The organism is Streptomyces sp. NPDC014991 (assembly GCF_043080665.1).
Lineage (GTDB): Bacteria > Actinomycetota > Actinomycetes > Streptomycetales > Streptomycetaceae > Streptomyces.
In genome coordinates this window covers 24,229-43,294 of record NZ_JBIBVY010000023.1, presented here as the reverse complement: position 1 = coordinate 43,294, position 19,066 = coordinate 24,229, and the positions used below count along the sequence as shown (strand labels likewise).

The 19,066-nt window shown below is 70.1% G+C and carries 17 protein-coding genes and 2 pseudogenes; 9 read left to right on the top strand and 10 right to left on the bottom strand.

Features of this window, described 5'->3' with window-relative positions:
- Positions 1-611 precede the first annotated feature (611 nt).
- The 4 genes from ACF1BE_RS28910 to ACF1BE_RS28895 all read right to left on the bottom strand — a co-directional run bounded on the left by ACF1BE_RS28910 (position 612) and on the right by ACF1BE_RS28895 (position 4,848).
- Complete coding sequence (locus ACF1BE_RS28910) at positions 612-1,370, bottom strand: SDR family oxidoreductase (RefSeq protein ID WP_392201946.1); 759 nt, start codon at positions 1,368-1,370, stop codon at positions 612-614.
- A gap of 349 nt (positions 1,371-1,719) precedes the next feature.
- Positions 1,720-2,373: a zinc-binding dehydrogenase gene (locus ACF1BE_RS28905; protein WP_392201945.1), complete on the bottom strand. Its 654-nt coding sequence runs from the start codon at positions 2,371-2,373 to the stop codon at positions 1,720-1,722.
- A 383-nt stretch (positions 2,374-2,756) separates the two neighbouring features.
- Positions 2,757-3,896, bottom strand: a complete 1,140-nt coding sequence (locus ACF1BE_RS28900) for an FAD-dependent oxidoreductase (RefSeq protein WP_392201944.1) — start codon at positions 3,894-3,896, stop codon at positions 2,757-2,759.
- A gap of 256 nt (positions 3,897-4,152) precedes the next feature.
- Complete coding sequence (locus tag ACF1BE_RS28895) at positions 4,153-4,848, bottom strand: TetR/AcrR family transcriptional regulator (protein ID WP_392201943.1); 696 nt, start codon at positions 4,846-4,848, stop codon at positions 4,153-4,155.
- Positions 4,849-5,136: 288 nt separating this feature from the next.
- Between ACF1BE_RS28895 and ACF1BE_RS28890 the strand changes: the two genes are divergently transcribed.
- Positions 5,137-5,568: an ASCH domain-containing protein gene (locus ACF1BE_RS28890; RefSeq protein ID WP_392201942.1), complete on the top strand. Its 432-nt coding sequence runs from the start codon at positions 5,137-5,139 to the stop codon at positions 5,566-5,568.
- Between the two features lie 578 nt (positions 5,569-6,146).
- On the opposite strand, the gene ACF1BE_RS28885 is transcribed toward ACF1BE_RS28890, so the two are convergent.
- The 3 genes and pseudogenes from ACF1BE_RS28885 to ACF1BE_RS28875 all read right to left on the bottom strand — a co-directional run bounded on the left by ACF1BE_RS28885 (position 6,147) and on the right by ACF1BE_RS28875 (position 8,069).
- Entirely contained in the window at positions 6,147-6,701 is a 555-nt protein-coding gene (locus ACF1BE_RS28885) for a VOC family protein (protein WP_392201941.1), read from the bottom strand.
- A 193-nt stretch (positions 6,702-6,894) separates the two neighbouring features.
- Positions 6,895-7,170: pseudogene (locus tag ACF1BE_RS28880) on the bottom strand (DUF6817 domain-containing protein); the annotation flags it as partial.
- Positions 7,171-7,175: 5 nt separating this feature from the next.
- Complete coding sequence (locus ACF1BE_RS28875) at positions 7,176-8,069, bottom strand: ketopantoate reductase family protein (protein ID WP_392201940.1); 894 nt, start codon at positions 8,067-8,069, stop codon at positions 7,176-7,178.
- A 258-nt stretch (positions 8,070-8,327) separates the two neighbouring features.
- On the opposite strand from ACF1BE_RS28875, the gene ACF1BE_RS28870 reads away from it, so the two are divergent.
- Entirely contained in the window at positions 8,328-9,230 is a 903-nt protein-coding gene (locus ACF1BE_RS28870) for a LysR family transcriptional regulator (protein ID WP_358591962.1), read from the top strand.
- 33 nt (positions 9,231-9,263) lie between these two features.
- Here ACF1BE_RS28870 and ACF1BE_RS28865 read toward each other — a convergent pair whose 3' ends face one another.
- Positions 9,264-10,025: a maleylpyruvate isomerase family mycothiol-dependent enzyme gene (locus ACF1BE_RS28865; protein ID WP_392201939.1), complete on the bottom strand. Its 762-nt coding sequence runs from the start codon at positions 10,023-10,025 to the stop codon at positions 9,264-9,266.
- Between the two features lie 11 nt (positions 10,026-10,036).
- Positions 10,037-11,446, bottom strand: a complete 1,410-nt coding sequence (locus ACF1BE_RS28860; protein ID WP_392201938.1) for a PLP-dependent aminotransferase family protein — start codon at positions 11,444-11,446, stop codon at positions 10,037-10,039.
- Between the two features lie 47 nt (positions 11,447-11,493).
- Here ACF1BE_RS28860 and ACF1BE_RS28855 point away from each other — a divergent pair, with 47 nt between their 5' ends.
- The 5 genes and pseudogenes from ACF1BE_RS28855 (at position 11,494) to ACF1BE_RS28835 (ending at position 15,411) form a co-directional block, all read left to right on the top strand.
- Complete coding sequence (locus ACF1BE_RS28855) at positions 11,494-12,699, top strand: MFS transporter (RefSeq protein ID WP_392201937.1); 1,206 nt, start codon at positions 11,494-11,496, stop codon at positions 12,697-12,699.
- Positions 12,700-12,737: 38 nt separating this feature from the next.
- Complete coding sequence (locus ACF1BE_RS28850; protein WP_392201936.1) at positions 12,738-13,133, top strand: RidA family protein; 396 nt, start codon at positions 12,738-12,740, stop codon at positions 13,131-13,133.
- Positions 13,134-13,300: 167 nt separating this feature from the next.
- Positions 13,301-13,771 carry a hypothetical protein gene (locus ACF1BE_RS28845; protein ID WP_392201935.1) on the top strand — a complete coding sequence of 157 codons (471 nt, stop codon included), beginning with the start codon at positions 13,301-13,303 and terminating at the stop codon, positions 13,769-13,771.
- Between the two features lie 7 nt (positions 13,772-13,778).
- Positions 13,779-14,575, top strand: a pseudogene (istB, locus tag ACF1BE_RS28840) (IS21-like element helper ATPase IstB).
- A gap of 491 nt (positions 14,576-15,066) precedes the next feature.
- The gene (locus ACF1BE_RS28835; protein ID WP_392201934.1) at positions 15,067-15,411 is read left to right on the top strand and encodes a hypothetical protein; all 345 of its coding nucleotides are present in this window, start codon (positions 15,067-15,069) and stop codon (positions 15,409-15,411) included.
- A 50-nt stretch (positions 15,412-15,461) separates the two neighbouring features.
- Here ACF1BE_RS28835 and ACF1BE_RS28830 read toward each other — a convergent pair.
- A protein-coding gene (locus tag ACF1BE_RS28830) for an IS5 family transposase (RefSeq protein ID WP_392202002.1) occupies positions 15,462-16,288 on the bottom strand; the annotation gives its coding sequence in 2 pieces (ribosomal slippage) (positions 15,462-15,938 and positions 15,941-16,288; 825 coding nt in all).
- A gap of 720 nt (positions 16,289-17,008) precedes the next feature.
- On the opposite strand from ACF1BE_RS28830, the gene ACF1BE_RS28825 reads away from it, so the two are divergent.
- Together ACF1BE_RS28825 and ACF1BE_RS28820 are read left to right on the top strand one after the other, a co-directional pair.
- Positions 17,009-17,989: a helix-turn-helix domain-containing protein gene (locus ACF1BE_RS28825; RefSeq protein ID WP_392201933.1), complete on the top strand. Its 981-nt coding sequence runs from the start codon at positions 17,009-17,011 to the stop codon at positions 17,987-17,989.
- A gap of 166 nt (positions 17,990-18,155) precedes the next feature.
- Positions 18,156-18,557, top strand: a complete 402-nt coding sequence (locus ACF1BE_RS28820) for a hypothetical protein (protein ID WP_392201932.1) — start codon at positions 18,156-18,158, stop codon at positions 18,555-18,557.
- Positions 18,558-19,066: the final 509 nt, after the last annotated feature.

The window sequence follows — 19,066 nt, the reverse complement described above, 5'->3', positions numbered from 1 at the left end:
GGCTTCCAGGTTCATCACTCAGGATCGCTCAGGATGGTGACGGCCCTGGCGTCCTCGCCCTCGGCCCAGGCCTCGACCGTCAGCTCGAACACGCCGAATGCGGCGGTCGACTCGGCCGGCGTTTCACCCCGATCTTCTGCGCCCCCGGGCCGGTCGCGGCGACCAGGTGCAGGCCTTTCTGCCCGGCCTTGCAGTGACCTGGTGGCAGCACGGCTGACACCAGCCACCGCGAGTACGGCTGCATGCCCGGCGCCCGCGTCGCCCTCGCCGACGAGGGGACCGCAGGTGTACCGCCACCTGGCCGGAGCCGGGGTAGGTCGGCCACGGCCACTCAGCGGCTTTCGGTTTCCCGGTGACCGGGCCCGCACCGTCGCGTTGTCGATCACAGCCACCAGCCATGCCGGCGATCAGGTACCGAGCGGGAAGGTTGCCCGTGGGGTCACTCCGTAGCGGAGCGCAGACGCTCCCCGAGCCCTTGCCGCCCGCCGCCCCTGCTGTCGTCGGCCGCCCCGGCCCTACCGTTGTCCGCCCGCCGCCGGTGCCACGTCGGGCCGCCTCATCGACCACAGCCGGCCGCGACGCCGGGCGAATGACCGCCACCCATGTGTGGCTCAGCCGATGAGTTGCTGGCCTCCGTCGATGTCGTAGGTCCCACCCGTGAGTGCGGTGTTGGTCATGATGTGCACGGCGAGCGCCGCCACGTCGTCGGGTACGACCACACGGCCGATCGGCAGCGCGGCGCGCAGCTCCTGGCGACGGGTGTCGAGCGCGTCGCCGAGCAGCCGGGCCGACAACGGCGTATCCACGAAACCGGCGGCGATCAGGTTCACCCGGACCGGCGCGAGCTCGAGGGCGAGACTGGCCGTGAACGCGGGCATCGCGGCGGTCACCGCGGGGGCGATACCCAGAGCGGTCCGGATCCGGCGGGCTCCCGTGCCGCCCAGGAGCAGCAGCGTGCCGCCCGGCCGTACGACGCCGACGGAGTGGCGCGCGACCTCGAGTGCGAGGACCATGTGCCCGCTGATCGCCCGGCGTGCCTGCTCGGCGTCCATGTCCAGGAGGCGGCCGTAGGACGGACCTCCCGCGGTGACCAACACGTGGTCGATCGGCCCTGGCAGCTGCTGGAAGAACCGCTCCAGCAGCGCCGTGTCGTGGGCGTCGAAGGCGGCGGTGCTGAGCGCGTCGGCTTCCTTGGCCGCAGTGCGCAACCGTCCCGGGTCCCGTCCGGTGAGAACCACGGAGGCGCCCTGGGTACGAGCGAGCCGTGCCGTCGCCAGCCCGATGCCCGCGCTCCCGCCGATGACGACGAGGGTCTGCCCGAGCAGGGGCAGGCCGTCGGTGCTGTGCCCCCGAGGCGGTTCAGAAGCCATGAGTCCTCCTGTGCTGTGGCATCACGGTCCCCGTCCGGGCTGGCAGGGGACGCGGCGCACGTGCCGAAAGAGGCGATGTCCGGTCTTGCATGTGAGGCCAGTGCCGCGCAAGGACACCATCCAGGACGTCTTCTCCACCACCAGCGTGCAGCGAACGCCGCAGCGACGCATGTGACGACGCTCGGCTACGGGCCCCGTCTCGCCGTCGGCCGTGCGAGGCCTGTCCGGAACAGAGGACCGGTGCAGGCGTTGACCTGGTCGAACGGCGGGCGCTTGGTCACGTTCGCCTGATGGCCCTGGCGCGTCTTGGCCGCACCGCGTGGGCACGACGCACCGGCAGGGCCGCTTGCTACCCATCACCTTCGTCCTGGCCGTCTTCGAAGACGAAGAGTGGTTTGGTGCCGTGTGCGGGTGCCTCGGCGAGCGAGACGGCTTCAGTGAAGCGTTCGAGCGGGAACGGCTGGCCTTGGGGGATGCTCAGCACCGCATCGGCGACGAGACCGCGAACCTGGGACAGCGCGCGCAGCGCATCCTCGGATGAGACAGTGCCGAACCAGCGGTTCAGCCAGAAGCCACGGACTGCTTTGGCCTCGTAGATGACCGAGCGTGCCTGCAGCGGAATCGTCAGCGCCGCGGGGTCGGTCTGCCGATGGGTCGAGAGTGCGCCGTAGACCACTACCGCCCCTCCCGGAGCCAATGCCTGGGACACCTGGGCACCCACGGGGCCCGCGACGCAGTCGATGGCTTTCCGTACGCCGGCTGGCCCTGTCTCAGCCATACGCTGCACCAGATCTTCGTCCTCCGTGCAAATGACCTCGTCACCGCCAAGCGCTTTGATCTCTTCGACGGCACCGCGTCGCCGCACGACATTGATCGTGGGAATCCCCAGATGCTTGGACAGCTGAATGACGAGCCGGCCGACGGTGGAGTTCACGGCCGTCTGCAACAGCCCCTCGCCCGGCTGTACGTCTAGTTCGCGCGTCACGAGCAGCAGTGCCGTCAATGGGTTGACGGCGAGCTGGCAGGCGCTGTTGTCGCTCAGATGACCGGGGACCGCCAGAATTCTTCGCGTGTCGACAATGAGGTGCTCCGCGGTCGGTCGAAGGCCGCAACCATGCCGGCCGTGGCAACGCCGGCCGGATCCCCGGCCCGCTCCCACCCTCCGCAGTGGGGCTTAGCGGGATCGTCAGCCCCGACGGCTCGCCAAGAGGCAGCACTCGCCTTTGCCGTACAACGCGACCGGTCACTCCCTCCGTCAGCCGTCCAGGTCCGGCCTCCCGCGCGGTCACGTCGAAGTCGGGCCGTGCGGTGACGATGCGCAGGACGGGCGCGGTCATGCTTCCTCCCGGCTCGCACGGATGGTGTCGGCAGTACTGTCTACGGCGGTTACGCGGCTGCCGGTCCGGCGGTGAAGAACTCGATCATCTGCTCCAGCCCCCGCTCGCCGAACATCGTCTCCAGGCTGGCGGCGGACTCGACGGCCGACGCCTCGCTGCGCGGGAAGAGAGTCTGTTCGTAGGCGGTCAGCGCGGCCTCGGTGTCGCCGGGGTGGGCGGCGAGCGCCTCGGCGAGTTCGGCGCCGTCGAGCATGGCCAGGTTGGCGCCCTCTCCGGCGAAGGGTGACATCACGTGGGCGGCGTCACCGAGGAGCGTCACGCCCGCGATCCGCTCCCAGCGGTGTCCGACCGGCAGGGCGTGGATGCGGCGCGGGGTGATCGTGTCCGCGTCGGCGACCAGGGCCCGCAGATCCTTGTGCCAGCCCTCGAAGTGGGCGAGGACGGCGGTCTTGGCAGCGACGAGATCGGTGAAGTCGACGGTGTCGAGCCAGCCCTCCTCCGCCTTCAGCGCGGCGTAGACGTGGAGGCTGCCGTCGGTTTCGCGGTGCGCGAGGAAGCCGCGCCCGCTGCCCAGGCTGATGAAGAAGCCGCCCCCGACGACGGCGGCGCTGCGCGGGTGGCGGGCCTCGGCGTCGTACAGGTCGGTCTCGGCGAAGGAGATGCCGGTGTAGGCGGGCGTGGCGTCGGAGAGCAGTGGCCTCACGCGGGACCAGGCCCCGTCGGCGCCGATCAGGAGGTCGGTGGTGATGGCGGTGCCGTCGGCGAACGTCACCTCGTGGCGGCCGTCGCCCAGCGCCCGGGCACCGGTGACCTTCCTGCCCCAGCGGATGGTGCCGTCGGGCAGCGACTTGAGCAGCAGGTCACGCAGGTCGCCGCGGTCCACCTCCGGGCGGGCGCCGGTGCCGTCGTCCTTCTCCGAGACGTGGACGGTGGCGTCCGGGCCGACCAGCCGCATCTCCTGACCGCCCTCGTGGACGATCTTGAGGAAGTCCTCGTAGAGGCCCGCGGCGTGCAGCGCCTTCTGACCGTTCTCCTTGTGGATGTCGAGCATGCCGCCCTGGGTGCGGGCCTCGGCGGACGCTTCCAGTTCGAAGACGGCGGCCTGGATGCCGTTGACGTGCAGGACGCGGGCGGCGGTGAGGCCGCCAAGACCTGCGCCGATGATGGCGATGGGGTGGTGGGCGCTCATGGGGGCCTCCAGATGACTGACCGAGTGGCACGAAGCGCGCTGCCCGGGAAAGGTGTTCGGAGCCGGCGCCGCCTGTCCCGCCGCAGGTAGGCGGACGGCTCGGTCGTAAGGCGACCTGACCGGACGCCTTCCACAGTAACGAACGTGTTCGTTACGAACAAGTTCGTTCATGGCCGGAATCGGCTCACGAGGCCATGGGACGGGCGCCCACGGCGAAGCTGCCGGGGCTGCGGGCCGGGCAACCGGCGAGGTGGATTCAGCCCTTGGTGCCGGGGACGGGTGTGTACGTGATGCCGTTGACCAGCACGTCGAAGCTCCAGCTCATGCGGTCGGCGGCCGAGCCGCTGACCAGCGCGGGCATGTGTGCCTTGATGGCCGGATGAGTGGTCTCGTCCACAGACCGCAGGGCTTGGGTGGTGGCGTTCCAGTCGTCCGCGGCCATGGGGTCGTGTTCCTGCGTCGACTGCTCGGCGGCCGTGGCCGTGGCATCCTGGAGCAGCTTGTCCACCCCCCAGGCGACCTGCTCGCGGGAGGCTTCGCTGCGGGACAGCAGGTCGAGGACGCGCTCCACCAGCCGCAGGTAATTCTCGCCGCTGGGGCGCGCCACGAGAGCCGACCGGGCGAGCTGAGGGTGTGCGAACAGCACGGCGGTGTAGGAGGCCAGTACGGCGCGGAGCCGCTCGCGCCAGTCGTCCCCGGAACTCCCGCCGGTCAGGTCGACCTCGCCGAGCAGGGCGTCCAGCACGGCCGCGTGCAGCTCGGCGGTGTTGGCCACGTAGACGTACAGCGAGGCCGGACCGGTGTCCAGCTCCTTGGCCAGGCGGCGCATGGTGACCTTCTCCAGCCCCTCGGCGCGCATGACCCGCACGGCGGTGTCCACGATCCACCGCCGCGAGAGGGCGGGCTTCGCCGGACGCTCCCGGCGGTTGATCGGCTCTCTTCTCGCAGTCACCCCTCGATCGTAACGAACATGTTCGCGCAGGCGTCGGCCGTGCATCTCGGCCTGCCTCCGGCTCACCGCCGTGGTCGGCCACCCTTGGCGCTGCCCACCCCTGCCGTCTTCCGAGTGAGGTTGTGCTCGGCGGTATCGGCGACAGCAGGTGCCCGCTTGCGTCCGCTGCCGGCCGGACACGCCCTCGGCATCCTCGACTAAGGTGCGTTGTGAAAGTGCTTGCTATGGGTGGGAGCGAGCGGAGCGGTGGCCCTTGATCAAGGCTGCCGGGCTTCGTACCATCGCTCGATGGGACATGACGACCTTCCGGTCCTTGAACTCGCCTTCCCCGGTCCGGAACGTGACCGTGGTGTGGCGGCGATCCTGAGCGGTCAGAAGACCGCGCTCACGGGTCTCCTGGAGATTTACGAGCACGCCGGGGAGGCAGTGCCGATGACCGGTCAGCAATTCTCGGTGCTTGATTCCGAGAGTCGCCCGGCCGTCACGATCGAGGTCGTCGACGTGCGCGTCGTTCCCATGAAGGAGATCGACGACGACTTCGCGCGAGCCGAGGGACGCGGCTACTCCGACGTGGCCGAGTGGCGGGCAGCCCACGAAGAGTTCTTCCGGAGCGATGGCGTGAGCGAGTACCTGGGACGCAGCCCAGTCATTGATGACCACACTCTTGTCGTTGCGGAACGCTTCCGAGTGGTCGAGCCCGACGGCTCGGGTAGTCCGTGAGCCGGGCCCGACTCGATGAGAGCTCGGGATCAACCGGACAGACCCTGTGGGTGCTGGGAACGGCTGCTGGTCAAAGCCACTCGTTGATGGCTGCGACCAGCACGGTTGCCTCGTAACGGACGGCGAGCTTGTCATATCGCGTGGCGACGGCTCGGTGGCGCTCAAGCCGGTTGATCCCGCATTCACCGTGTGGCGCTCTTTGCGGCCGGCCTTGTCGAACTTGGGCGGTCGGCCGCCTCGTGAGCCGAGCTTCTTGCGGTTGCGGACCTGGTCGGACTTCTCCGGAATGGTGCACGCGCTTGTTTGCGCAGGTAGGCGCGGTTCGCGCGGGTGCCGTAGGCCTTATCGGCACGGACCCGGTCGGGCTTGGTGCGGGGCCGGCCCGGGTCGATGCGGGGCACCCGGTGCCCTCCAACACAGGCTGAAACTGCGGGCTGTCGCGCCTCTGGCCCCCGGTGTCGAGCAGGGACAGAGGCTTCTGCCCCTGCTCGACAGCGAGGTGCAGCGTGGTGGTCAGTCCGCCGCGCCAGCGTCCGAGGCCGTGGTCGTCGGGCTCAGTGTCAACGCCACCAGGGGGCTCACGAGTTCGATTCGGCCGCCGGACGAGGGCTGTAGGTGCTGATCTCGATGAGATTGCCGTCCAGGTCGCGTAGGTAGGTACTGGTGGTGGGTCCTTGGGCGGCGGTTCGCGGCACGGGGCCTTCCAGTACGGGCACTCCGCAGGCGGTCAGATGGGCCAGGACCTGTTCCTGCGGGATGTCGGTGACCAGGCACAGGTCTGCGCTGCCAGGGGTGGGGTGCGTGGCGTGCGGGAGGAGTTCGCCGCCGGCCTGACGGAGGTTGATCTTGCTGGCGCCGAAGGTCAGTGCGCGGCGTCCCTCCCCGAAGGTGACCGGGCGCATGCCCAGTACGCGTTCGTAGAAGTCGACGGTGCGTTCGATGTCGGCGACGGTCAGCACCAGGTGGTCCAGGCCGGTGATCCGGATCCTCGGCCCCGGTCCGAGGGAATCCCGGCCCAACTGGCGTTCGTAGGCGTCCCGTGCCGGGGTGGAGAGCAGGTCCTGTGAGCGGGTGAACAGCCGGTGCAGGGTGGGGCCGTGGCGCTCGGCGAGGTCGGGATTGTGCGCGAGCACGTCGAGTTCGTTGGCCGCGGTGATCTCGACCGAAGGCGCGCACGTCCGGCGGCGATGGGGTGTGCTCGCGGTCGGTGAAGCGGTCGCGGAAGACCACCGGTCGCCCGCTCGCCAACCGGGGATACACGACCGCGCGGTCACAGCTGGCGTAGAGGAAGACCAGTGCCTCGGCCCGTTCTCCGATCAGCTCGGCGAGAAGCGCGCGCTCGTCGGTGCCCATCAGGGCGTGGTCGAACCCGTCGGTTCCGTACATCGCGTGACACAGTCCGGCGGCCTGCAGGTCCGGACCGGCGCCCCACTCCGCCAGCAGGCGTGCGACGCGGTTCAGGTGGTCGAGGAGCGTACCGCCGGGATGCTTTGTCTCGCTGGCGCCTCGGGCGCGCAGGAGGGCCTGGACAGCGGGCCAGGCCGCCGCAGGGTCACGGGCGCTTCCTGGTGAGCCGCCGTCGGATGGGACGGATCGCCGCATCGGGTTCAGGCCTCCTGGGTCGTCAGGCGTGCGACTTCTGCCACCAGTCGGGCCGTGACCGGGGTCTCGACGTGGTGGGCGGCGCCGGCGCGGAGGACCGCTCCGCCGATGGCATCGACTTCGAGGGGGCGTCCGGCCTCGGCGTCGCGCTGCATGGAGGACTTCATGGTGTCCGGGACGCGATCGAAGAAGGAGAGCACGGTCTCGGTCGTTACCTGTGCGCCGGCGGCCCGGGCCACGGCGGTGATCTCGTCGAGCACGGCGAGCAGTTCCGGGCGCAGGTCGCCGCGGATGGTTCCGACGTCCGCGCGGTGTCGGGTGGTCAGCAGGGCGAGCGGGGCGAGGAAGGCGAGCTTGTCCCAGAGCATCGCCGTCTCGTTGGTTCGCAGGGTCACGCCGAGACCGGCGTGCCGCAGTCGGTCCGCGAGCTCGCTGAGGGGAGAGGCAAGTTCGAGGTTGGCGAAGGGGCTGGTGTGGTGGATGCGCCCCGGTGCGGTGCGTGTGGCTTCGACCCTTATCGTGCCGGCGACGACCTCGGCCGCGGGGTAGCGATCGCGCAGCAGGCCGAGGTGGTCGAGGCCGTTGAGCAACGGGATCACAACCGCGTTGCCGAGGGCGGGGGCCGGGACGCGGTCGAGTGCCTCGTCCAGGGAGGTCTGCTTGACCGTCACGAAGACGGCGTCCACCGCCTCTCGCAACCGTGTGTCCGCCTCGACCGCTGCGGTGAAGTCCCCGTACTGGGCGCTTTCGACGCGCAGGCCGCCCTGGCTCAGTGCGGCGGCGGTCGGCTCGCCGGCCAGGCAGATGACGCGGTGCCCGTCACGGGCGAGGAGCGCACCGATCAGGCCTCCGACACCACCCGGTCCGAGGACGGCCACCGTCAGGGAGGTTGTGTTCATCTGAGCTCCTGTCGTCCTTGGGAGACCCGTTCAGCCGGGCTGAGGCCGACGGGAGCCAACGGTAGGAGTGGCGCGTGGACCACGGCATCTCCCCTCGGCGCGAAACGGGTCGACACCCGCCGGCCGCTCACCGCACCGCGTCCGGAACGGGTGAGCGACGGGCGGGTTGCCGCCCTGGGCAGTAATGATCAAGCGCCCCGAGACCCAAGTCAATCAACGGATTTACTGGCATCACTCCAAGCGATACCTTGGGTCATCGTGACTCTCGACGATCTCCGCGTCTTCGCCGCGGTCTGCCGGGCTGGCTCTCTGAGCGCGGCGGCCCGTGACCTTTCCTGCACGCAGTCCGCGGTCAGCCAGCACGTGAAGCGGCTGGAGCGGGAGTTGGGCCTGAGCCTGCTGGAACGGCACACGCGAGGCGTGGTGCCCACCCCGGCCGGACACACGCTGAACGCGGCGGTCACCGAGGGCCTGGGCAGCATCGACCACGCACTTCGCCGACTCGACGAGGCCGCGCGCGCGGAAGGCGGATCGGTACGGGTCACGACGGGAGCCACGACCATCCGGCACTTCATGTCCGCGGCCGTCGTCGACTTCCGGCGGCAATTTCCCCGCGCCAGCCTCGAATTCCAGACCGAGACCTCCAGCCGCGGCTGCTTCGACGCGCTCGCCGCCGGCCGCGCCGACCTCGCCTGGATCACCCTGGGGCCCACAGATCGCGCCATCGAGCAACGCCCCGTCGTCGAAATCCCCTGGGCGCTCGCCGTCTCGGCGTCCGACCCGCTCGCGGCCAAGGCCCGCGTCGAACCGGCCGACCTGCAGGACGCCCGGCTCATCGGGCTTCCGCAGAACTCCACCTCCCGCCTACAACTCGGCGCCTGGCTCGCGGAAGCCGGGATCCGGCCGGTCTTCGACACCAGCGTCACCGACTGGGACACCGCAATCCTGCTGGCCGAACTGGGACTGGGCCTCGCCGTCGTCCCGGCCCTGCCCGCCTGGAGCGGCCCCGGACACCCCGACCTGCGACTGATCCCCATCCCCGCGCTCCCCGCCCTCACCGCGGGCTGGGCGGTACGCCGCTGGGACGCCCTCTCCCCGCTGGCCCGCGCGTTCGCCGAGGCCGTCGCGCACCACTGCGGCAAGCAGACCGTTCGGGAATAGCCGCCGGCCACGACGCGCCGTCAGTCCCTTTCGTCAGGGATGCGCGCGCCCCCAGCCCGGTTCCGGCGGGAGCGGCCACGTCGGTGGTGGCGGCAGGTGCGGTTCCGACCGGAGGTCTTCGTCCGGGCCGCGGCCGGCGAGCCAGGCGAGGAGCGTGTGGCCGGGGCCGGTCGCGGTGGGGCCGGTGGGTGCGAGGGTCCAGGAGCGGTCGAGGTCGGTCGCTTCGAAGCGAGCCACTGGGAAGTTGCGTGCGGCCAGAGTGGCGATGGTCTCGTCGAGTGCCCAGGTGACGTAGCCGGTGGGCCAGTCGACGGTGGTGTAACCGAGCTTCAGGTCGATGTGGTGGGTTTCGAGTTCGCGCCGGGCACGGTGGAGGGTGTACCAGGCGGGGTGTCGCCATCCCGCGAGGGCGGTGACGAGGGTGGGCCAGCGGTCGGCGGGCATCGCTGCGGCCTCGTCGAGCAGGCGGTCCAGGCTGCCGCGCAGGTCGGCGATGAGCTCGGCGACGCCGCGACCGGCGCCGTGCCGCAGCGCGTGGTCCAGGGTGGCGGCGTCGGCCCGTGCTCCGGGTTCGATGCCGGTGCGAGCCAGGGCAAGCAGCCATCGGTAGACGTCGGCGCTACGCGCCAGGTGCGTGATGACGTGCCCACGGCTCCATCCGGGAAGCACGGATGGCTCGCGGGCAGTCACGTCCGTAAGGGCGTCGAGGCCGGCAGCCAGGCGCGCGGCCGAGCTGCGGACGTCGTGGAGGAGAGCGGCGATGTCGGCCGGATCGAGGTCGGTACTGGTGGTCATGGGTCGGTAGGTTACGGCCGGCCGGTCAGCAGGTGGCCGATGGTCGCGATGCCCTCGGCGATGGCTCGTTCGCCTACGTTGCCGAAGCCGAGGACGAGTTGTGCCGGCGCGGTGGTGTGTGAGGCCCGGTGGGCGCTCATGCCGTAGAGGCCGACGGACCGTTCGCGGGCGGCGGTGACGATGTGGTGTTCGTCGGCGCCCGCGGGCAGGTGGGCGACGGCGTGGAAGCCGGCGGCGAGGCCGGTGACCGGCAGTTCGGGGGCGTGTTCGGCGAGCGCGGCGAGCAGGACGGTGCGGCGGGCGGCGTAGGTGGCGCGCATGCGGCGTAGGTGGCGGTCGAAGCGGCCGGACTCGATCAGTCTGGCCAGAGCGAGTTGGTCGAGTGTGGGCGTGCCGCGGTCGCTGCGGTGCTTTTGCTCGGCGATCGGTCCGGCCAGTTGGGGCGGGCAGACGATCCAGCCGATGCGCAGGGCGGGGGCGAGGGACTTGCTGACGGTGCCGATGGAGATCACCCGGTCCGCGGCCAGTCCCTGGAGGGCGCCGACGGGCTCGCGGTCGTAGCGGCATTCGGCGTCGTAGTCGTCCTCGATGATGACCGCGTCACGGTCGCGGGCCCACTCGACGAGGGCCAGTCGGCGCTCGGGAGCGAGGGCGACCCCGGTCGGCCACTGGTGGGCGGGGGTGACGACGACGGCGCGGGCGGCGGTCGCGGCCAGCGCCCGCACGTCGATGCCCTGCTCGTCCACCGGGACGGGGATCGCACGCATGCCCGCCGTGGCGGCTGAGGCGGTGACGGTGCCGGGTGAGCCTGGGGCCTCGAAGGCCACGGTGTGCGCACCCGCGTCCGCGAGGGAGCGGAGCGTCAGGCCGAGGCCCTGTGCGTAGCCGTTGCAGACGACGATGTGCTGCGGGTCGGTCGCCGCGGCGCGCACCCGGCGCAGGTACCCGGTCAGGACCTCGCGCAGGGCCGCGTCGCCGCGCGGGTCGCCGTAGTCGAACTGGGCGGTCGGCATGGTGCGGGCCGCCTCGCGCAGGGCCCACAGCCAGTCCTGGACCGGGAAGGAGCCGAGATCCGGTACGCCGCAGCGGAAGTCGGCCACCAGGCGCGACGCGGCAGTGCTCGGTTGCGGGATGCCGGGCGGTACGGCGGCGCCGGTCGCCACCCGGGTGGCGGACCCGGGACGGGTGGTCAAGTAACCCTCGGCCTGGAGCTGGGCGTAGCACTCCTGGACCAGGCCGCGGGAGACGCCGAGCGACCGGGCGAGATCACGGGAGGACGGCAGGCGTTCGCCGACCTGCAGGCGGCCGGTGCGGATCGCGTCCCGCAGCCCGTGCTGTAGTTGGGCGTGCAGCGGTCGGCCGCTGGTCCGGTCGACGGTCAGCAGCAGCTCGGGCGGGGAACTGGACCACTCCGGCGGCATGGAAGTGGAGCTTACCGGCGATCCGGTCGCGCTCTTAGCGTCCAGCTGTGACCGAAACGCTCGACACCACCTCCCCCACGACCACCACGCGCCCGGCTCTGCTGACACGGCCGCTGCTGCTGCGCTTCGTGTCCATCCTGGGCGCCTCGACCAGCTTCTACCTGCTGCTGTCCGTCGTCCCGCGCTACGCCTCGACCGGAGACCGGGGCGGAGGCGGCGGCGCGGCAGGACTGGCCACCGGAGCGCTGATGCTGGCGACGGTGCTGGGTGAACTTGCCACCCCCGTCCTGGTCCGCCGCTGCGGCTACCGCGTCGTACTGGCCGTCGGCCTGGCCCTGATGGGCGCACCCGCGCTGGCGCTCGGGCTCTCCCGGAACCTCGGGTGGATCGTCGCGATGTGCCTCCTGCGCGGACTCGGCTTCGCGTTCACCGTGGTCGCGGGGGGCGCGCTGACCGCCTCCCTCATCCCGGCCGAACGGCGCGGCGAAGGGCTGGCGCTGATCGGCATCGTCAGCGGACTCCCTTCGCTGCTGGGCCTGCCGATCGGGGTGTGGTTGGCCGCACACGCGGGCTACGCCGTCGTCTTCACGGCCGGCGCAGTGACCGCGCTCGCCGCGATTCCCGCAGTGCCCGGCCTGCCCGACCGGATCCGCGCCTCCGGGCGGCCGATCGGCATCACCGAGGCGCTCCGCACTGCCGAACTGTTGCGCCCCGCCGTGGTCTTCGCGGTCACGGCGCTCGCGGCAGGGATTGTCGTTACTTTCCTGCCGCTCGCCGTCCCTGCGTCGGCCACGGGCCTGGTCGCGGCGGCACTGTTCGTCCAGCCCGCGGCGGCCACGCTGGCCCGCTGGCTCGCCGGGCGTCACGGAGACCGGCACGGCTCCGCCGGGCTCGTATTGCCGGGTCTGCTGCTGTCCGCGCTCGGCACCGGGCTCATGGCGCTGACCGGCCATCCGGTGGCTGTGATCATTGCTGTCGGTCTGTTCGGCATCGGCTTCGGCGTTGCCCAGAACGCCACACTCACGCTGATGTACGCGCGGGTCTCCGCCGCCGGCTACGGCACGGTCAGCGCGATGTGGAACTTCGCCTACGACGCTGGCATGGGCGTCGGCGCCGTCGCCTTCGGCTGGCTCGCTGCCGGAACTGGCTACCCGTGGGCGTTCGCGCTGACCGCCCTGGCCATGCTCGGTGCCCTCGTCCCTGCCCTGACCGACCGCAGCGCCGATCACCCGAAGCGTCGTGCCGGCCGCTGACTCACCACACCCGTCGCGACCACCACGCCGGAGTCCCCGTGCAGCATTCCGTCCGTCCGCCCGGCAGTCCACCCGTCAACGGCTACAGCCACGCTGTGGCGTTCACCGGGCCCATGGTCGCGGTCTCCGGCCAGGTAGCCCTGGACGCCAAAGGCGGAGTCGTAGGTGAGTCCGATCCCGCCGCTCAGATCCGGCAGGTCTTCCTGAACCTCGCCACGGCACTCCATGCTGCGGGAGCCCGCCTCCAGGACGTGGTCAAGCTGACCGTCTACCTGACCGACCTGGCCGACGTGGACGCCTTCCGCCAGATCCGCGACGAGCATCTGGACCCAGGCCGCCCGCCAGCCTGCTCCCTGGTGAAGGTCGCCGGACTCGTCCACCCGGCGTTCCGTGTCGAGATCGACGCGTTTGCCGTCCTCCCTGCCGACACGTGACATCAAACCGGAGCAAGCTCAGTCCGCCAACGCGGGCCGCTCGACCAAGCGCCGCCAGGGCGCGGCAAGGTTGGTTTTGTACGTGGGAGCTGACACCGCTTGTTGCTCAGAGCGGGGAACGCCCGGTTTTCCCGGAGGGCAGTGTTGCTGAGTTCTGGCCCCGACTCGTGCTGGACCACTACCTGGAGGCCCTGGTCAAGAAGCCCGGCGCCTTTCCCGGCGCGACCGCCCTGGAACAGGCGAAGTCCGCGGGCAAGTTCACCCCGGTCCATGACGCCTGGTGGGCCGCGGCCTGCAAGGCCCACGGGGACCGGGACGGCACCCGGGCTCTGATCGAGGTCCTGCTGCTGGGCCGCCACCTCACCCACGAGTACCTGGTCGCCGGACTCGCCACCGCCCTGCGGGCAGGCGCTTTGACCGCGGACGCGGTCGCGCTGGAGGCGCGGAAGGCAGCCGAGGCCGACGACGTGGACGAGCCACCCGTCTCCGCCCGGTCGGACCGGGCGACGGTGACGTTCTTGACCCAGCGGCGGTTGGCCCACCTGCCGCCCGACACCCGGCCGCCGCCCTCGGTTGCGGCCTACGACCAGCTGCTGAAAGCCCGGCAGCCGGCCGACCGCCCCGCGATCCAGGGATAGTGACGCCGTGACGTTCCAACGCCACCGCGGGCTGACCGAACAAGCCGCCGACGCCGCCGTCGACCAGGCATGCCGCATGCTGCGGCTGCCCACCATCCGCGCCCAGTTCCCCGACCTGGCCGAAGCCGCTGCCCGCGACCAGATGTCGTATCGCGGGTTCCTCGCAGAGCTGCTGATGGCCGAGTGCGACGACCGGGCCCGCCGGCGCTCGGAGTGGCGGATCAAAGCTGCCGCTTTCCCGAGGGAGAAGTCCCTGCGGGGCTTCGATTTCGAGGCCAATCCCCTCGTCGATCCGGCCGTCATCCACACGCTGGCCACCTGCGACTGGGTCAAGAAGGGCCTTCCGCTCTGCCTGATCGGCGACTCCGGCACGGGCAAGTCCCACCTGCTCATCGCCCTTGGACCGAAGCCGCCATGGCCGGCTACCGGGTCCGCTACACACTCGCCACCAAACTGGTCAACGAACTGGTCGAGGCCGCGGACGAGAAGGTGCTGACCAAGACCATCGCCCGCTACGGCCGCGTCGACCTCATCGCGATCGACGAGCTCGGCTACATGGAACTGGACCGCCGCGGCGCGGAGTTGCTGTTCCAGGTTCTGACCGAGCAGGAGGAGAAGAACAGCGTCGCCATCGCCTCGAACGAGTCGTTCGGCGGGTGGACGAAAGCATTTACCGACCCGCGGCTCTGCGCGGCCATCGTGGACCGGCTCAATTTCGGCGGCAACATCATCGAGACCGGCAGTGACTCCTACCGCCTCGCCAGCACCAGGGCCGCCCAAGCTCAGAACACTGCCGCAGGCTGACCAGCACCGGCCACTCCCCGATGGATGTCGCGATCGCGACCACGGAGAGACCAGGTTTGCCTCAGCGGTTTGCGACCACTTCCAAGGTGATCTTTAGACGGCGACCCGTCATGCCCTTGGCTTTTGCGATGCCGAAGGCGTATCTGTCTATCGTGGCGGTGGCGTCGGCTGTGATCCTCCGGAGGGCGAGCTGATGCCCCGGTAGGCTCCTCCGCGGGGGGGAGGTGGTCTGGCTGGTGGGATGATGCCGCTGGCTGCTGGGTGGTGACATCGTCAAGGGGTCTTTTCGCCTCACCACACCGGAGCTCGTGATGGCTAGTGCGTTCCCGTCGCCGAATGCCCAGATTGCCGCCCCTCGGTGGGCAGTCCAGGCGGCTTGGGCGACCGTGCTTTGCACGGTGCCGTCGTGTGTGTGGCGGCTCTCACTCGGGTTTGGGGTCGATGTCGGCTTCACTGGCCGACTCGGTTCGCTTTACACGGGGACGTCGATCATGCTCTACGTACTGATCCTGTCGGTGGCCTCACAGGCGGCCGCCTGCCTGACGCTGGGCCTGGTGAAGCCCTGGGGTGAGTGGGTCCCGCGCTGGGTTCCGTGGTTGGGCGGCCGCCGCATCCCACCGCTGGCCGTGATAATACCCGCTGCAGTGGGCGCCGTCGCGGTGATGGCGCTGTGCGCGGCGGTCACGCTGGCGCCAAGAGGACCGCTGGACAACCCCGACTTCCCGCACGGTACAGCGGGCGTGATCATGGATGTCTGCTATGCCCCGCTGCTGGCCTGGGGGCCACTGGTCGCCGCCCTCACGATCGCCTACGCTCGGCGCCGTCGGGTCGCGTGAGCTGCAGTGCTGCTCGAAGGAGGGTTCTGTTGCGACAGTGCTGGTCACAGTCATTCGTTGATGGCCGCGATCAGCACGGTTGCTTCGTAGCGGACCGCAAGCTTGTCGTACCGTGTTGCCACTGCGCGGTGTCTCTTAAGGCGGTTGATCCCGCACTCCACTGCGTGACGCTGCTTGTAGTCTTCCCGGTCGAACTTCGGCGGCCTGCCTCCGCGGGAGCCGAGGTTCTTACGGCTCCGTACCTGGTCCGCCTTCTCCGGAATGGTGCAGGAGATCCGGCGTCTGCGCAGGTAGGCGCGGTTCGCGCGGGAACCGTAAGCCTTGTCGGGCCTGACCTTGTCGGGCCTGGTGCGCGGCCGACCGGGCCCGAGGCGGGGAACCCGGATCTTCTCCAGGACCGGCCGGAAGCAGGGGCTGTCGTGCCGGTGTCCGGCAGTTACGTGCAGCGACAGCAGCTTCTGGCCCTGCTCGGTGGCGAGGTGGACTTTCGTCGTCAGGCCGCCGCGGGAACGTCCCAATCCGTGGTCGTCGGGCTCGGTGTCGACGCCGCCGGGCGGTTCCTTCTGCAGGTCCCCCTTTTACGGGCTCCCGCGGCGTGCTGGTGAGCACGGCAAACAGTGGAGTCCACGCTGACGTCCCAGTTGATCAGGCCCTTTGCGTCAGCCTCGGCCTGCAGCTGTTCCAGGATCCGCTTCCATGTGCCATTGCGCTGCCACCTGCGGAACAGGTCGTACACGCGATCCCATGGGCCGTACCGTTCGGGCACGTCCCGCCACGGCGTCCCTGCCCGCGTCCGCCACCGTATCCCGTCGATGAGCTGCCGCCTTGTCCATATCGGCGGCCTCCCCGGTTTCTCAGGCCGAAAGGTGGTGGGCAGTGCTCGGCCCCCCTCGACGACACACTCCCGAGACCTGACAGCAGCCCAGGAAGGGGGCGGGTCTGGTGGGTTGGGTGGGTGTCGCGTTGGCCTGGGCGTATCCGCGGGTCGCCGCGATGTGGTTCCAGGAGCGCAACGAGGCTCAAGATCGGCTCAATTACCTGGAATCCGCCCGGCCGCCGGTGCGTCCTCCTCGAGAAGACCACATACACCAGGGGGAGAACCGATAAAGGCCTTGCTCGGCCGCTTCGTCCGGGCACCGCACCAGTAGCGACAGTGCGGCCGCCACCTCGGCGAGCTTCCGGCGCAGCGGAGCGGTCAGCTCCGGGCAGGCGGCCGACCCGGCGCTTCGCGGTCGGACTCCGCCACGGCTGCCGCGTAGGCCGAAGTCTCCTCGGCCATGCTCCACCGCGCCCGACGGAGGTTCCTCCCCCTCACCGTCGATGCAGCGGTCGTACAGGTCGCTGAAGACCTGGCCGGTGGTCTTGTCAACTGCCGGCCTCTCGCCATCCCGGACAGCAAGGTCGTAGCTCGTGCCCCGGAGGCTTGGACACCGCCCCGACACCGACCTGGCCGGTCGACAGCACGTGCTTCAGCCGAAAGACGGCCAGGTCAGAAGGAGCGGCTATTGAGAAGGATGCCTGATTCGGACCCTGCGGATGTGGGACGTCGAGTGGTAAGCCGGTGCACATCGCTCATCGAACCCGGAGAGGGAGGATCATGGAACGGGTTTTCGACAGCAAGAACTTCGCCAGCCAAGAGGCTCTGGCCGCCTGGACAGAGATGACCCGGCGGGCGGTGATGCCGAAAACGTTCCGCACCGTGGACGGCGACGTGTTCCGCGGCTGGTTCGACGAAATGTCATTGGGACCGGTGCAGATTTCGTCGATGGCTTACTCGCCGATAACGACATCTCGGACACGGAGGTTGATCCGCGTCTCCGACCCGGAGTGCCTGCATATCGTTGTGCCCCGTTCCGGCCCTCATGTCATTGAGCAGAACGGGCGCAGGACTCTCGTTCGGCCCGGGGAGCTGGTGCTTTTCGGTAGTTCCCGGCCGTTCGAGTCGTATGCCATCGGCAAAGCAATGCTCATGCAGTTCCCCTTCGCCCTGCTACCGCTGAGTGCTCGCCATGTCGACCAGCTGGTTGCCTGTCGGCTGCCTGGCGACAGGGGGATCGGGCAGTTGCTGGTCGACTACCTGGCCCGTGTGACGGACGACCACGCGTACTACACGCCCCCAGACATGCCTCGGCTCGGCACGATCGGTCTCGACCTGGCCGCTGCCGTTCTCGCCCATCATCTGGAGCGGGAGGGCGAGGTTCCGGCCGACAGCCGGCAACGAGCCCTGTACACCCGCGTCACCTCGTTCATCCAGGAGCATCTCGGCGACCCCCTGCTCAGCGTCGACGGCATAGCGGCGGCCCACCACATCTCGGTCCGCTCACTGCACCGGCTCTTTCAGGCACACGGCGCGAGCGTCCGCGCTTCGATACGCGAGCAGCGCCTGGAACGCTGCCGCCGCGACCTGGCCGATCCGATGCAGCGTCACGTGCCCATCAGAGCCATCGCGTCCCGCTGGGGCTATCTCCGCCCCCCTGATTTCACTCGCGCGTTCCGCTCCGCCTACGGTGTTGCGCCTGCCGACTACCGACACCAGGCCTTCCAGCGCCCAAGCGCATGCAAGACCTCGCGTGCATGATCTTTTCGCTTTCTCGCCCTCGCCCGAGTGATCATCGTTTCTGGCGCTCCGCGCTAATGATCTGGCACGTCTCGCTAAGGCGATGCCTGCCGCGTCCCCCGAGACTGGGGTGAGACCGGTGCCGCAGAAGGAGCGCACCGGATGAACTCCTGAAAGGGAGACACCGATGAGGCACACAGCCAGGCGCACTCGGATTCGCCGCACCGCCCTTGTGGCGGGCGCCCTGCTCGCCGTGGCCTCGGCCGCCGGCACCGCCCAGGCCACCACCTCGGCCGCCGGGCAGCAGGGTTCGGGCGCCCGCATCATGGCGGCGCCGGACAACTGTCCGAAGTACTACTTCTGCGGATACGCGGGTGCGAACTACACGAGCCCGGCCTTCAAGTTCACGGACTGCTATATGCAGCCGATCGCGGCCAGGACCGGCGGTTCCTGGTACAACAACCAGTCCACCGGCACCAAAGCCAAGATGTACGACATCAACAAGAAGCTCGTGTACACGACCCCGGGCGCCCCCTACGGCGACCCCCACGGCGACTGGACGGGCATCCGCTACATCGACGCCTGCTGATCCACGCCGAGCCATGAGGGGCGGCCTCGCGGGGGGGGGCGACTGGGAGCAGCCGCGTGCTGTGGAGCAAGGCCGGCGCTCCCCTGTCGCCTCACTGGCGCAGCAGGCCGCCCAGGCCTGAACTGGGCCGCTGTCCCCTGGCACTGCCTCTCCCCTGTGCGGTGGGTTGGCATCGCCGCGTACGGCGCGGCAGGGGGCGGGCTTTGACGTCGGCCGCAGCGGGGGCCGGTCTGGAGCCGACACACAACCACCCGCGCGCTGCGCCTCGTCCGCCGGCCTCGGGGGTGCTGACGAGGCGCAACGGGAGAGCCGCGGATCCGGGTCATGGCGGACAGGCGGGACTGGCCGGAGTCGGCTCAGGCGCATCATGGCGCCGGACGGGACCACGGACGGCGGACGGTCAGGCGCACTGCGGGGCGGCGACCAGGCGACGCACAGGCAGGTGGACACCCCGATGTGGACGGGCCACCTCGGCCACCATCGACTCACGGCCGGCCGTCGCCTACGCC